This window comes from Rhodopseudomonas sp. B29 (assembly GCF_000333455.1).
Lineage (GTDB): Bacteria > Pseudomonadota > Alphaproteobacteria > Rhizobiales > Xanthobacteraceae > Rhodopseudomonas.
Window position 1 is genome coordinate 1 of the sequence record NZ_BADD01000162.1, and the last position, 13,023, is coordinate 13,023.

Genomic DNA, 13,023 nt, shown 5'->3' on the forward strand with positions numbered 1-13,023 from the left:
GCTGGAGCTCCCTGCCCGCCACCGAATACGCACTGAAGAAGGCCGGCATGAAGATCGACGACATCGATCTATTTGAGGTCAACGAGGCCTTCGCCTCGATCCCGACCGCCTGGCTGAAGGCCACCGGCGCCGATCCGGCACGGCTCAACGTCAATGGCGGCGCGATCGCGCTCGGCCATCCGCTGGGCGGCAGCGGCACCAAGCTGATGACCACGCTGGTCCACGCCCTGAAGCAGCACAACAAGCGCTACGGCCTGCAGACCATGTGCGAAGGCGGCGGCATGGCGAACGTGACGATCGTGGAGAGGCTTTAGCACGAACGCTGTGGCGCGCGGCGCCCTCACCCCAGCCCTCTCCCGCAAGCGGGAGAGGGAGCGCGCTGTGAGTCAGGCAGCTGCGCGACACAATAGCTAATTCCCCCTCCCCCGCTTGCGGGGGAGGGTCGGGGTGAGGGCGACACGCAACGTGCCGTCGCTACCCGACCGATACCACCAAGGCCCGTAGGCAGTTGCGCCGCGTTCGCGCAGTGCGCCGGGACAAACCGACAGAGCGGAAAAATCCGCCGCATCACCACCGAGGAAACGACCATGACGCACCCGTCGATTCACGCGCGCACCAATCCGGACAAGATCGCCTATCGGATGGCCGGCACCGGCAAGGCCATCAGCTATCGCGAGCTCGACGAGCACTCGAACCAGGGCACGCAGCTGTTCCGCGCGCTTGGGCTCAAGGCCGGCGACCACATCGCGCTGCTGATGGAAAACCGGCTCGAATTCATGGAGATCTGCTGGGCCGCGCAGCGCTCCGGCCTCTACTACACGGCGATCAGCCGCTATCTCACCGAGGACGAGATCGGCTACATCGTCCAGGATTGCGGCGCCAAGGTCGTGATCACTTCGCCGCACGGCACCAAGGCGATCTCGCCGCTGGTGTCGGCAATGCCGAACGTGCAGTTCTTCATGGTCGACGAGCCGGCGGCCGGCTTCCGGTCGTGGGACAAGGAACTCGCCGCGCAGCCCAAGACGCCGATCGCCGACGAAGTCGCCGGCACCGACATGCTGTATTCGTCCGGCACCACCGGCCGGCCCAAGGGCATCAAGAAGGCGTTCGAAGCCAACGCCATCGATCAGCCGAATCCGTTTCTGCGGGTGCTGTGCGAGAAGATGTGCGGCATGAGCGAGAACAGCATCTATCTGTCGCCAGCGCCGCTGTATCACGCAGCTCCCTTGCGCTTCAACATGATGGCAACGACGCTCGGCGGCACCTCGATCATCATGGAGCATTTCGACGCCGAACAGTTCCTGGCGCTGGTCGAGAAGTACAAGGTCACGCAGTCGCAGCTCGTGCCGACGATGTTCGTTCGCATGCTGAAGCTGCCCGACGACGTCCGCACGCGCTACGACGTGTCGTCGCTGAAAGGCGCCATCCACGCCGCCGCGCCCTGCCCGGTCGACGTCAAGGCCAAGATGATCGAATGGTGGGGGCCGATCCTGATCGAGTACTACGCCGGCTCCGAAGGCAACGGCGTCACGGTCTCGACCTCGCAGCAATGGCTGACGCATCGCGGCACCGTCGGCAAGTCCGTGGTCGGCACCATCAAGATACTCGGCGAAGACGGCGAGGAACTGCCGACCGGCGAGATCGGCACCGTGTACTTCGCCGACGCGCCGCAGTTCAGCTATCACAACGATCCGGAGAAGACCAAGCGCGCCTACAACGAGAAGGGCTGGTCGACGCTCGGCGACGTCGGCTATCTCGACACCGAGTGCTTCCTGTATCTCACCGACCGCAAGAGCTACATGATCATCTCGGGCGGCGTGAACATCTATCCGCAGGAGACCGAGGACGTGCTGCTGACTCATCCCGACGTCGCCGACGTCGCGGTGTTCGGCGTGCCGAACGAGGAGATGGGCGAAGAGGTCAAGGCCGTGGTGCAGCTGCGCGACGGCGTCCCGCCGGGCAACGACCGCGCCGCGGACCTCATCGCCTTCTGCCGTACCAAGCTGTCGCCGATCAAATGCCCGCGCACGATCGACTTCGAGGCCGAGCTGCCGCGCACGCCGACCGGCAAGCTGGTCAAGCGCCACCTCAAGGAGCGTTATTGGCCGAAGAAGGAAGCCGTCAGCGCCTGACTCCGGCGCGTTCGGACGGAGACGGCAGGCGCCGGCCTGTGAGTGAAGCAGCACAACCGCGGGAACTTCCGGGTCTGTCCGCGTGTTCCTGCTGCGAAACTCAGGCCGCCGCGCCGGCGGCCGGCAAACCGACCGAGAGACTTCCTCTATGTTGAAATGGGCCCTGATCTTCTTCGTGATCTCGTTGGTGGCGGGATTCTTCGGCTTCACCGGCATCGCCAGCGGCGCTGCGACCATTTCTCGCTGGCTGTTCTTCGTCGCCATCGCGATCTTCCTGCTGTTCCTGGTGCTGGCGTTCGCGCTCGGACAGCTGGTGTTCTGACGCCGCGGCGGATGGGATCCCGGCGAGAGTGCCTTCAATTCGGTCTCTCCGGCGCCATGTCGCAGCTTCATCGCGCCGCGTGACGCGCTATGCTGGGGCAGCTTTTGTCCCGGTCTCGCGATGCCACCCTGGTTACAGAATCGTTCTGGCATTGCCGCTTCGGTGCTCGCCCATGTGGTGCTGGCCGGAGCGGTGCTGCTGTTTGCCGAGGTGCACCCGTTTGCCGATGCCCCCGAGCAGCAGGTTGCCGTCGATGTCGTGACGGCCGACGAAGCGCCGCCGGCGCCCGAGCCCAAGCCGGTCGAGAAGCCTGCCGAGGACAAGCCCGAGCCGAGGCTCGACTTCGACGTCTCGAGCAAGCCGACCGAACAACCGCAACAACAGAGGGCTGAACCGCCGCAGACCAAACAGGCGGAGACCAAGCCTCCCGAGACAAAGCAACCGGAGCCGAGGCCACCCGAGGCGAAACCGGAGCAAAAGGCAGAGACTGCGCCGGCCAAGCCGCAACAGCCCTCCCCTGCTCCGCAGCCGCAGCCGGCAGAGCAACAGCCGGCGCAGCCGCCGTCCGCTCAGGCCGGCACGCAGCCGTATCCGGCAGCAATTCCGCAGGAGCCGGACATCACGGTCAAATACTCGGTGGCGCTCGGGCTGCCGGAGGGGCCTGCCTTCGACGCGCCGGCCGAGATGGCAGCGAATATCAGCGCCGAGAGCGTAGCAGCGCTGCGCAAGAAACTGAAATCCTGCGCGCCGCTGCCGCCAGGCCTCGAGCGCTCCGACAATGTGAAGATCGTACTGCGGGTTGCGCTGCAGCCTGATGGACGCCTGGCGCAGGAGCCGATGATGATCCAAGGCACGGCTTCAACCAAGGGACCGGCGCTTATGAGGGGAGCGATGGCGGCGCTCGACTCCTGCCAGCCCTACAACATGCTGCCGCCCGACAAGTACAAGGAGTGGAAAGTGCTCGACCTCGACTTCACCCCGCAGGATTTCCGCGGCGGTTGAACTCAGCGAGCCTTATCGGATCTCCCATGGCCTAAAGAAAGATGAAGCTCCGGCCGAGGCACGGAGCTTCAAGTCAAGGGAGACACGGGCGAACGGAGAAACCACCGCGCTTTTCCGCTCAGAACAGAATGATCGAGTAGAGAATGAACGTGCTCTTACCTTGCGGCGCCAACGTGTCACCGGCGTAATTGCAGATAGCAAACGATTCGCGATCTTAAATTTGCTACCGGCCCTGCATAAACGCGCCGACTATCTGTCAATACTTACTACTCGAATCTGATTATTTACGTACATGATAATCAGATCATTCTGATGCATGTAAAATCTTTGATGCAAATCAAACGTAGTTTGTATCACATTGTTCTGCGCACGGTGTACCGCTTTTGTCAGTCCGCTGTCAGGAAACTGCAGCCCCAGTCGCATCACCTCAATTGCGGCAGCGCACATGGTCGTCGCAATTGAAAGCGGTTCGCGTATAGTCGCCGCATCCCGATTCCTGACAACCGGAGACAAGCGCCTTGCCGGATCCTTCTTTGACCTTCGCCACTGCTACCGAACTTTCTGCCGCGCTGCGGGCCAAGACCGTATCGGCCGTGGAATTGGCGCAGGACGCCATCGCGCGCATCGAACGCCACGACGGCAAGATCAACGCGATCTGCGTCCGCGATTTCGACCGTGCGTTGCAGAGCGCGCGCGCAGCGGACATGGCGCTGGCCGGTGGCAGCCGTGCGCCGCTGCTCGGCATTCCGATGACGGTGAAGGAAAGCTTCAACGTCGCCGGGCTGAAGACCACATGGGGCTTTCCGGACCAGAAGGACTTCGTCGCCAAGGAGGATGCGCTGGCGATCGAGCGTGTCAAAGGCGCCGGTGCCGTGATCGTCGGTAAAACCAACGTGCCGGTCGCGCTCAGCGATTGGCAGAGCTACAACGAAATCTACGGCACGACCAACAATCCTTATGATCTGAGCCGTACCCCGGGCGGCTCTTCGGGCGGTTCCTCGGCGGCGCTTGCCGCGGGTTATGGCGCGCTGTCGCTCGGCTCCGACATCGGCGGCTCGCTGCGGGTGCCGGCGTTCCATTGTGGCGTCTACGCCCACAAGCCGACCTTCGGGCTGTGCCCGGCGCGCGGCCATACCCCGCCGGGGCTGCCGCCGCTGCCGTCCAATCGCGACCTCTCGGTGATCGGGCCGATGGCGCGCTCGGCGGCCGATCTGGCGCTGTTGCTGGACGTGATCGCCGGCACCGATCCGGAGTTCGACGGCGTCGCCTACAAGCTCGACCTGCCGGCGCCGCGGCACAATGCGCTGAAGGATTTCCGGGTGTTGCTGCTCGATCAGCATCCGCTCCTGCCGACCAGCGCGGCCGTGCATGGGGCAATCCAGACGCTGGCCAGCAGCTTGACCAAAGCGGGCGTGACGATCACGCGCAGTACGCCGCTGCTGCCTGATCTGGCCGAGACGTCGCGGCTCTATATGCGGATGCTGCTGTCGTTCCTGGCGGCTAGCTTCCCGCCGGACGTCTATGCCGGCGCACAGGCGATGGCAGCCGGCTTGGCTGCCACCGACGACAGCCTCGCTGCCGAGCGGCTGCGCGGCATCGTGCTCAATCATCGCGACTGGGTGATTGCCGACAGCCGCCGCATCGGCCTGCGTGCGCAGTGGCGCGAGCTGTTCAAGAGCTTCGACGCGGTGATCTGCCCGGTGATGCCGACGCCGGCCTATCCGCAAGATCATAGCGAGCCGCAGGAAGATCGCCGGATCATGATCGACGGCAAGCCGTATCCTTATGTCGACCAGCTGGTGTGGCCTGGCATCGCCACGCTCCCCGGCTTGCCGGCGACCGCGCTGCCGATCGCGATGTCGAACGACGGCCTGCCGATCGGCGTGCAAATCGTCGGCCCGTGGCTGGAGGATCGCACGCCTCTCAAGCTCGCCGAACTGATCGAGCGCGAGGTCGGCGGTTTCAAGCCGCCCAAGCAGTTCGCGAACTAATCGGGGATACAAAGCCGTCGCTGCGGCGAACGCAGCGACGGCCGGCTACACGCCGATGCTTCGCCGGGCACCTGCGGCGAGACGCCAGGTGGTGCAGGGTATGTCGAGCGGCAGATAGGTGACGGGCTTTTCGAGTCGCACCTGCTTCCAGTCGTAAGGCGTCGGGCTGAACTGATAGCCGCTGCTCCGGGCCAGCGAGATCATCGCTGAGTTGGAGCGGAGCGTATCGCCGAACAGCCGCTCGCCACCGAGCGCAGCAGCGCGGCATTCCAGATTGGCCAGCATCACCGAGCCGATGCCCTGCCCGCGCCAGCGATCGGCGACCGACAGCCCGAACTCGACGTCGGGACCAAAGTGTCCGTAGCGAACCTCGCCGATCACGTCGTCACTGTCATCGTCCGCCATCGATGCAATCAACGTGTAAGCGTCAGCCTCGCCGCTATGCACGAACCTGTCGAGCTGAGGCGCAGGCAGCTCCGGCGCACCGCTCATCAGACGATTGTGTCGCGACGCCTGCGACAGCGACCGGAAATAGCGCTGCAGCCGATCACTGTCGTCAGGCTGGGCAAAGCGCAGCATCAGCTTGCGGCCGGAAGGCAACGTCAAGCTATCGACGTGGCCGGCAAGGGCGTGCGGATCGAAAGCTGTTTCGAGCGCGGAAGCCATGTCGAATACTCCGGCCGGTCAAAGGATTCGCTGGCTGATCACTGCCGCCAGAACGGCTTGTCGACCTCGTGGAGCATCTCACCCCAGGACAGCCCGACATCGTGCAGTTCGCGCTCGGAGAACCGCGCAAGTTCGGTGCGCTCGCGGGCCCGCCGGCCCCACCGCCGCAATGTTTGGGCGATTTCGGACAGCGCGCCAACATGATGATTTGTCATCGTCTGGGAAGCACAGGTGGACATCGTGACCTCCTAAAGCTATTTTCTGCAAGAAATATCGATATATTCCGAGCTTTCGACAAACGACACTTTGAGCAGCATCGGATGAGATAACCTCATGATTGAGAGGCTGAGGTGAGCGCCCGGCTGCCGTCTCTGAACGGGCTTCGCGCCTTTGAGGCCGCCGCGCGGCATTTGAGCTTCACGCTCGCCGCGACTGAGCTCAACGTCACGCAGACGGCGATCAGCCATCAGATCAAACGGCTCGAGCAGGAGCTCGGCGTCAAATTGTTCGTCCGCCAGAACCGCGCGCTGGAACTGACACCGCAGGCGCGGGACTACCTGCCCGGCATCCGCGCCGCCTTCAACGATCTGCGGCTCGCCACCGATCGGCTTCGGCGCACCAATGACGACAACGTGCTGACGGTGACGACGATCTCGTCGCTGGCCGCCAAATGGCTGGTGCCGCGGTTACCGGCATTTCAGGAGCAGCATCCCGGCATCGATGTACGCATCACGACATCGTCGGCGCTGGTCGATCTGGCGAAGGACGGCATCGACGCCGGCCTCCGTTACGGCCGCGGCCGATGGCCGGGGCTGCGCTCCGATTGGGTGATGGCCGACGAGTTGTTTCCGGTATGTAGCCCGGCCCTACTGAAGGGCGCGAACCCGCTCCGGCGCCCGCAGGATCTCGCCGAGCACACGCTGCTGTCGACGAGCGCCGGCTACGCCGACGACTGGCGGCTATGGCTCACCGCGGCGGGGTTGCCGCCGGACATTTCCAAGCGTCGCGGGCTGTCGTTCGACATGACCTTCATGACCGTGCAGGCCGCGATCGACGGCCTCGGCGTCGCGATCGGCCGCACCGCTTATGTCGAGGCCGACATCGCTCAGGGCCGGCTGGTGGTGCCGTTCGATATCGCCTTGCCGGACGAGTGGGGATTTTATCTGGTATCACCGCTGGCGAGCGCCGATTCGCCGAAGTTGACGGCGTTCAGGCGCTGGTTGCTGACCATCACCGGCAATGCAAAGGACGAAAGCTGATGCGCGAATTGCTGCCTCTGGCCGAACGGGTCGCGTTGCGGCTGATCGCCAACAAGCAGACGATCGCGGTTGCCGAATCCTCGACCGGCGGACTGATCGCCGCGGCGCTGCTCGCAGTCCCAGGCGCCTCCGCGTACTTCCTGGGCTCGGCCGTGGTCTACACCCGCGAGGCGCGGCGAGTGCTGATGGATATTCCCGATCCCGATATGAAGGGCCTGCGCTCGTCCTCCGAACCTTATGCGGAGCTATTGGCAAGGCAGATGCGCGAGCGGCTCGGCGCTGATTGGGCATTGTCGGAGACCGGTGCCGCCGGACCGAAAGGCAACCGCTACGGCGACGCGGCCGGCCACACCTGCATCGCGGTCGCCGGCCCCGCGCATGCGGTGATGACGCTGGAAACCGCCAGCGACGACCGCGTCGACAACATGCACGTGTTCGCCTCGACAGCTCTGTCGTTTCTGCTGCGGACGATGACGCCGGCGGCGTGATTAGCTGCGCGCACTGCCGTCATCCTGAGGTGCGAGCGCAGCGAGCCTCGAAGGATGACGTCGATCGGGTGGAAAGTCTCAAAAACTGACGAGACTCAAGTCAGCGCGCGTACCAAGGCCATGCCGGCGAACAGGCCGGCGAGCGCCAGCACGACAGAACCCAACACATAGACCACGGCAAGTCCGACCGCGCCGCGCTCGTAGAGCAGCGCGGCATCGAGCGAGAATGCCGAGAAGGTGGTGTAGCCGCCGAGAATGCCGGTCATGATGAAAAGCCGGGCGTGCTGTGACGAACCGCCTTTAAAGGCCAGATAGCCGGCGATCAGCCCCATCACGATCGAGCCGGTCACGTTGATGAAAAAGGTGTGGTAGGGAAACGAGGTGCCGAACAGGCGCCCGAAGAGCGTATTGATGAAATGGCGACAAATCGCCCCCATGCCGCCGCCCACGAATACCAGCAGATAAGCCATTTCAGATCTCTCCGAGCCGAGCGCTTTTCCGTCTTGCCTCAGCTGCGCCGGCACCGCAAGCCGCCGCCCTCCGCACTGCCATTCAAATGAAAAGGCGGCCACAATGGGCCGCCTTCCAATTGTATCGGATGCTCGGGTCTCCAAACGTCAAGCTTTGGAGAACAGCTCCTCGACATATTCCCAGTTGATCAGGCTATCGACGAACGCCTTCAAATAGTCCGGGCGACGGTTGCGATAGTCGATGTAGTAGGAGTGCTCCCAGACGTCGACGCCGAGGATCGGCGTGGCGCCGTGGACCAGCGGATTTTCGCCGTTCGGAGTCTTGGAGATCTCGAGCTTGCCACCCTTGACCGACAGCCAGGCCCAGCCCGAGCCGAACTGGCCGGCGCCGGCGGCGGCGAAATCGGCCTTGAACTTCTCGAAGCCGCCGAGGTCTTCGTCGATCTTCTTGGCCAGCGCGCCCGGCACCTTGGTGCCGCCGCCGTTCGGCTTCATCCACTTCCAGAAGTGGATGTGGTTGTAGTGCTGCGCGGCGTTGTTGAACAACGGGGCGTTCTTGCCGAACGAACCCTTCACCACCTCCTCGAGAGACTTGCCCTCGAATTCAGTGCCCTTCAGCAGATTGTTTCCGTTGGTGACATAGGCCTGATGGTGCTTGTCGTGGTGATATTCGAGTGTCTCCTTCGACATGTACGGCTGCAGCGCGTCGTAGGCATACGGCAATTCGGGAAGCGAGAAGGTCATGGTTCATTTCCACACTGGTGGGGGACGGCGTCTCAACGATGCCTCTTATAGAAGGTTCCAGGGACGGACCCAATATCTATTCTGAATTGCAACATGCCAAATTGCCCACTTTGACAGCAAAATACCGCTGTCGCATGAAGTGGTTACCAGCGGCCGGCGGGCCTCAGGCCACGGCCGGGAGCGCCATCTCGTCACGCCGGCGCGGCGGCCGCACGTTCATCAACAACTGTGCACAACCGGCGATCAGGCCGACCAGCACCGCCGCCTGCCAGGCGCGGTCGTAGCTGCCGAGATGGTCGTAGATCACGCCGCCGCCCCAGGCGCCGATGAACGAGCCGACCTGATGGCTGAAGAAGGCGATGCCGGTCAGCGTCGCCATGAAGCGCAGGCCGAACAGCTGGGCGACGAGGCCATTAACCAGCGGGATCACGCCGAGCCACAGCGAACCCATAATGGCAGCGAACACCAGCGTCGAAGTCGCCGACGCCGGGAAGTAGAAATAGGCCGCGACCGTCAGCGAGCGCACGATGTAAATGCCGCCGAGCAGATACTGCTTGGGGAATTTGCCGCCGAGCCAGCCGAACGCGTAGGAGCCGAACATGTTGAACAGGCCGATCACCGCCAGCGCAGTGGCGCCGAGCGACGGATCGAGCCCACAGATCGCCAGATAGTTCGGCAGATGCGTGGTGATGAAGACGAGCTGCAGGCCGCAGACAAAGAACGCAATCGCCATCACCATGAAGCCCGAATGGCCGAGCGCTGATTGGATGACCTGCCCGGCGCTCTGCTGCGAATCGTCGGAGCGATCGATATCGATCTTGTCGGCAGCGCCGGCCGAGAAGGCCGAAGGCAGCATTACTGCGGCGAGACCGAGGAAACCGACCAGCGCCATCTGCCAGCCCGAGGTGAAAATCAGCGCCTGCGCCAGCGGTGAAGCAATCACCAGGCCGAACGAACCGGCAGCCGACACCGCGCCCATCGCCATGCTGCGCTTGGCCGGCGACACCGTGCGCGACGTCACCGTCATGGTCAGGCTCGACGCCGTGCAAGACAACGCGACACCGACGCAGACGCCGCAGCCGAGCGTGAACACCAAGGCCGATGGCGCGACCATCATCAGCACCAGACCGAGCGCGTAGATCACGACGCCGCCGACCATCACCCAGCGCGAGCCGTAGCGATCGGCGAACAGCCCGACGAACGGCTGGGTCAGGCCCCAGATGATGTTCTGCAGAGCAGTGGCCAGCGAGAAATCCGCGCTGGTGATGCCGACGTCGCGGATCACCGACGGCTGCAACAGCCCGAAGCTCTGGCGCATGCCCATCGCCAGGCTGAGCAGCACGGATGCGCCGATCAGGATAGACCAGCGCTGCGACGAGCTGAGCTCGGTGGCCTTCATGGCGATCCCTCTCCGTAGAATATTTGTCCATGCATATGCATCATTTTGGATCAGTTGACCATCCTTGCGGCAGGATCGGGGTTCTGCGCTGCGTGCAGAGGTTCGGGGCCGGCCGAGACGAGCACCGCTGCAGCGCCTGCGCCCGGAGGATTGCTGCTCCCGATAATGTGGAGAGCTTGCGCGCTCGGCCCCGCCCCTTTAATATGTCGCCCATAATACAACGCCGCGCCGTCGCGGCGCAGGGGGACGCATGACGATCGACGCACCGGTGCTATCCGCGCCCGCCGCCCCGCCCGCTAATCAGCTGCTCACCGCGCCGATCCTGCCCACCCTGCTCCGCCTGGCATTGCCGAACACGATTGCGATGCTCGGCACCGCGCTCGTCGCGGTGGCAGAGACATCCTATATCGGCCGGCTCGGCACCGAGCCGCTGGCTGCAATTGCGCTGGTATTTCCCTTTTCGATGCTGACACAGATGATGTCCGCCGGCGCGATGGGCGGCGGCGTGTCGAGCGCGATCAGTCGCGCGCTCGGCGCCGGCGACCGCGTGCGGGCCGAGGTACTGGCGCTACACGCCATTCTCATCGGCCTCTGTGGTGGCATCGTCTTCATGCTGATGATGCTGGTGTTCGGCCGCCAATTGTTCACCTTGCTCGGCGGACATGGCGGCGTGCTCGAGCAGGCCTGCAGCTACGCGACCGTGCTGTTCTCCGGCGCGGTGTCGATCTGGCTCGTCAACACGCTGGCCTCGGTGCTGCGCGGAACCGGCGACATGGCGCTGCCATCGGCCGTGCAAATCGGCGTCGCGGCGGCGCAGATCGTGATCGGCGGCACGCTCGGCCTTGGCTTGTTCGGGATGCCGCGACTCGGCATGCCGGGCGTCGCTTCCGGTCAGCTCATCGCCTTCACGCTTGGCGCGGTGTTTTTGCTCGGTCATCTGGCGAGCGGACGCGGACGGCTGAAGCCGAAGCTGCGCGGCTTTCAGTTTCAGCGCACGATGTTCATCGACATTCTCAAGGTCGGCGCGATGTCCTGCCTGGCGCCGCTGCAATCCATCCTGACCATCCTGATCTTCACCAGGATCGTTGCCAGCTACGGCACCACTGCGCTGGCCGGCTACGGCATCGGCTCGCGACTGGAGTTTCTGTTGATTCCGGTCGCCTTCGCGTTCGGCGTCGCCTCGATCCCGATGGTCGGCATGGCAATGGGCGCCGGCCTCGTCGCTCGCGCCCGCCGCGTCGCCTGGACCGCAGGCGGCGTGTCGGCTGTCGTGGTCGGACTTGTCGGGATCGTGCTGGCGATCTGGCCATCGCTGTGGGTGGCGCTGTTCACTTCCGATGCCGCAGTAACCGCGGCTGCGTTTTCCTATTTCCATCTCGCCGGGCCGAGCTTCGCCTTCTTTGGAATCGGCGTGACGCTGTATTTTTCTGCCCAAGGCGCCGCCAAGGTCGGCGGGCCGGTGCTGGCCTCGACCGCACGGCTGCTGATGGTCGCGATCGGCGGCACGGCGCTGATCGCAACGGGAGCCCCGCCCTACGCGCTCTATGCGCTGGTCGCCGGCGCCATGGTGGTGTACGGGCTGGGTACGGCGCTGGCGGTCCACCTGACACGTTGGGTCAAGTGAATCGCAGCAGCTCTGCAGCCCTGCATCGCTGACCACGTTGCGTTAGTCGGCTGCTCTGGCTATCCCCACCCCCTCGCGCCGCGCGCGCTGTCCGACCGATCGCCTGGAGGATGCATGTCTGTCCGAACCGCTGTTGCCGCCGTCCTGTTCGCTGTGTTCTCGGCTGCCACTCTGGTTCCCGCCACGGTGCAGGCGCAATCGGCAGGGCCGCAAGGCACTTGGCTGACCCAGGCCGGCGACGCCAAGGTCCGGATCAAGAGCTGCGGCGGCGCGCTGTGCGGCACGATCGTGTGGCTACGCGATCCGATCGATCCGAAAACCGGCAAGCCGCAGATCGACGACAAGAATCCCGACCCGGCGCGCGCGACTCGTCAGGTGATCGGGCTGACGATCTTCAGCGACATGCGGCCGGTGTCGCAGGGCAAATGGTCCGGCCACATCTACAATGCCGACGATGGCAAGACCTACGAGAGCAGCATCTCGCACACCGGCCCCGGCACGCTGCGGGTCGAAGGCTGCGTTGGCGCGCTGTGCGGCGGCGAAACCTGGACCGAAACGCGCTGAGCGCCGCCGCGCGGCCTCAAGCCTTCATCGCCTTCAGGGCGATCGCGGCGGACGCATAGCCGCCGCCGGCGCCATCGACGAAATGCACGTGATCACTGCGCGTCGGCGACGGCGTGAAGCAGGTGATCATTGCCGCGTCCTGCCGAAACAGGCCGTAGCGCACGACGCCGGCTGCTGCTGCGGATGACAGGTGCCGCTCGATCGCTTCGGCGAGCTGCGGCGAACAATCGAGGATCATCCGCAGCGCGTCGTCGTATTTGCGGAAGTCCGAATTCTCCACCAGTTCCGCGACGTACTTGCCGGGATCGAATCCGCCGAGCGGAATTCGCCAACGCATCAGCACGTAGGCCAGCAGCGTGAAG

14 protein-coding genes and 1 pseudogene are annotated in these 13,023 nt (G+C 64.3%); 9 read left to right on the forward strand and 6 right to left on the reverse strand.

The annotated features are described in order from the left end of the window. The 5 genes and pseudogenes from I5M_RS05790 to I5M_RS05810 all read left to right on the forward strand — a co-directional run. A pseudogene (locus I5M_RS05790) lies at positions 1–314 on the forward strand (acetyl-CoA C-acetyltransferase); the annotation flags it as partial. 273 nt (positions 315–587) lie between these two features. Continuing rightward, positions 588–2,132 (forward strand): acyl-CoA synthetase, encoded by a 1,545-nt coding sequence (locus tag I5M_RS05795; protein ID WP_022720536.1) that lies wholly within the window; start codon positions 588–590, stop codon positions 2,130–2,132. 148 nt (positions 2,133–2,280) lie between these two features. Further along, the gene (locus tag I5M_RS31235; RefSeq protein ID WP_022720537.1) at positions 2,281–2,454 is read left to right on the forward strand and encodes a DUF1328 domain-containing protein; all 174 of its coding nucleotides are present in this window, start codon (positions 2,281–2,283) and stop codon (positions 2,452–2,454) included. 120 nt (positions 2,455–2,574) lie between these two features. After that, on the forward strand, positions 2,575–3,456 hold the full coding sequence (locus I5M_RS05805; RefSeq protein WP_031335519.1) for a hypothetical protein: 882 nt from the start codon (positions 2,575–2,577) through the stop codon (positions 3,454–3,456). Between the two features lie 518 nt (positions 3,457–3,974). After that, on the forward strand, positions 3,975–5,447 hold the full coding sequence (locus I5M_RS05810) for an amidase (RefSeq protein WP_022720539.1): 1,473 nt from the start codon (positions 3,975–3,977) through the stop codon (positions 5,445–5,447). Between the two features lie 45 nt (positions 5,448–5,492). On the opposite strand, the gene I5M_RS05815 is transcribed toward I5M_RS05810, so the two are convergent. Then, entirely contained in the window at positions 5,493–6,113 is a 621-nt protein-coding gene (locus I5M_RS05815; protein WP_022720540.1) for a GNAT family N-acetyltransferase, read from the reverse strand. 38 nt (positions 6,114–6,151) lie between these two features. After that, positions 6,152–6,352 carry a DUF1127 domain-containing protein gene (locus tag I5M_RS05820; RefSeq protein WP_022720541.1) on the reverse strand — a complete coding sequence of 67 codons (201 nt, stop codon included), beginning with the start codon at positions 6,350–6,352 and terminating at the stop codon, positions 6,152–6,154. Positions 6,353–6,463: 111 nt separating this feature from the next. Between I5M_RS05820 and I5M_RS05825 the strand changes: the two genes are divergently transcribed. Next, positions 6,464–7,372 (forward strand): transcriptional regulator GcvA, encoded by a 909-nt coding sequence (locus tag I5M_RS05825; protein ID WP_022720542.1) that lies wholly within the window; start codon positions 6,464–6,466, stop codon positions 7,370–7,372. Then, a complete protein-coding gene (locus tag I5M_RS05830) occupies positions 7,372–7,860 on the forward strand; it encodes a CinA family protein (protein WP_022720543.1) in 489 nt (162 codons plus the stop codon). Before I5M_RS05825 ends, I5M_RS05830 begins: the two co-directional genes overlap by 1 nt. Before the next feature lie 95 nt (positions 7,861–7,955). On the opposite strand, the gene crcB is transcribed toward I5M_RS05830, so the two are convergent. From crcB to I5M_RS05845, 3 genes are all read right to left on the reverse strand, one after another. After that, positions 7,956–8,330: a fluoride efflux transporter CrcB gene (crcB, locus tag I5M_RS05835; RefSeq protein ID WP_022720544.1), complete on the reverse strand. Its 375-nt coding sequence runs from the start codon at positions 8,328–8,330 to the stop codon at positions 7,956–7,958. A gap of 147 nt (positions 8,331–8,477) precedes the next feature. Continuing rightward, on the reverse strand, positions 8,478–9,074 hold the full coding sequence (locus tag I5M_RS05840) for a superoxide dismutase (RefSeq protein ID WP_022720545.1): 597 nt from the start codon (positions 9,072–9,074) through the stop codon (positions 8,478–8,480). 163 nt (positions 9,075–9,237) lie between these two features. Further along, positions 9,238–10,473, reverse strand: coding sequence for an MFS transporter (locus tag I5M_RS05845; RefSeq protein WP_022720546.1), 1,236 nt, complete (start codon positions 10,471–10,473; stop codon positions 9,238–9,240). A gap of 250 nt (positions 10,474–10,723) precedes the next feature. On the opposite strand from I5M_RS05845, the gene I5M_RS05850 reads away from it, so the two are divergent. Together I5M_RS05850 and I5M_RS05855 are read left to right on the forward strand one after the other, a co-directional pair. Next, positions 10,724–12,097 (forward strand): MATE family efflux transporter, encoded by a 1,374-nt coding sequence (locus I5M_RS05850; RefSeq protein WP_022720547.1) that lies wholly within the window; start codon positions 10,724–10,726, stop codon positions 12,095–12,097. Between the two features lie 114 nt (positions 12,098–12,211). Further along, positions 12,212–12,661 carry a DUF2147 domain-containing protein gene (locus tag I5M_RS05855; RefSeq protein WP_022720548.1) on the forward strand — a complete coding sequence of 150 codons (450 nt, stop codon included), beginning with the start codon at positions 12,212–12,214 and terminating at the stop codon, positions 12,659–12,661. Between the two features lie 16 nt (positions 12,662–12,677). Here I5M_RS05855 and I5M_RS05860 read toward each other — a convergent pair. Then, positions 12,678–13,023: DUF3095 family protein (locus I5M_RS05860; protein WP_031335520.1), on the reverse strand; the 346-nt coding region annotated here is incomplete at its 5' end.

Excerpts from the sequence above, each read along its gene's own strand:
- I5M_RS05855 (WP_022720548.1), top strand. The coding sequence starts at position 12,212 with ATGTCTGTCCGAACCGCTGTTGCCGCCGTCCTGTTCGCTGTGTTCTCG.
- I5M_RS05815 (WP_022720540.1), bottom strand. The coding sequence starts at position 6,113 with ATGGCTTCCGCGCTCGAAACAGCTTTCGATCCGCACGCCCTTGCCGGC.
- I5M_RS31235 (WP_022720537.1), top strand. The coding sequence starts at position 2,281 with ATGTTGAAATGGGCCCTGATCTTCTTCGTGATCTCGTTGGTGGCGGGA.
- I5M_RS05850 (WP_022720547.1), top strand. The coding sequence starts at position 10,724 with ATGACGATCGACGCACCGGTGCTATCCGCGCCCGCCGCCCCGCCCGCT.
- I5M_RS05830 (WP_022720543.1), top strand. The coding sequence starts at position 7,372 with ATGCGCGAATTGCTGCCTCTGGCCGAACGGGTCGCGTTGCGGCTGATC.
- I5M_RS05795 (WP_022720536.1), top strand. The coding sequence starts at position 588 with ATGACGCACCCGTCGATTCACGCGCGCACCAATCCGGACAAGATCGCC.
- I5M_RS05845 (WP_022720546.1), bottom strand. The coding sequence starts at position 10,473 with ATGAAGGCCACCGAGCTCAGCTCGTCGCAGCGCTGGTCTATCCTGATC.
- I5M_RS05820 (WP_022720541.1), bottom strand. The coding sequence starts at position 6,352 with ATGTCCACCTGTGCTTCCCAGACGATGACAAATCATCATGTTGGCGCG.
- crcB (WP_022720544.1), bottom strand. The coding sequence starts at position 8,330 with ATGGCTTATCTGCTGGTATTCGTGGGCGGCGGCATGGGGGCGATTTGT.
- I5M_RS05840 (WP_022720545.1), bottom strand. The coding sequence starts at position 9,074 with ATGACCTTCTCGCTTCCCGAATTGCCGTATGCCTACGACGCGCTGCAG.
- I5M_RS05805 (WP_031335519.1), top strand. The coding sequence starts at position 2,575 with ATGCCACCCTGGTTACAGAATCGTTCTGGCATTGCCGCTTCGGTGCTC.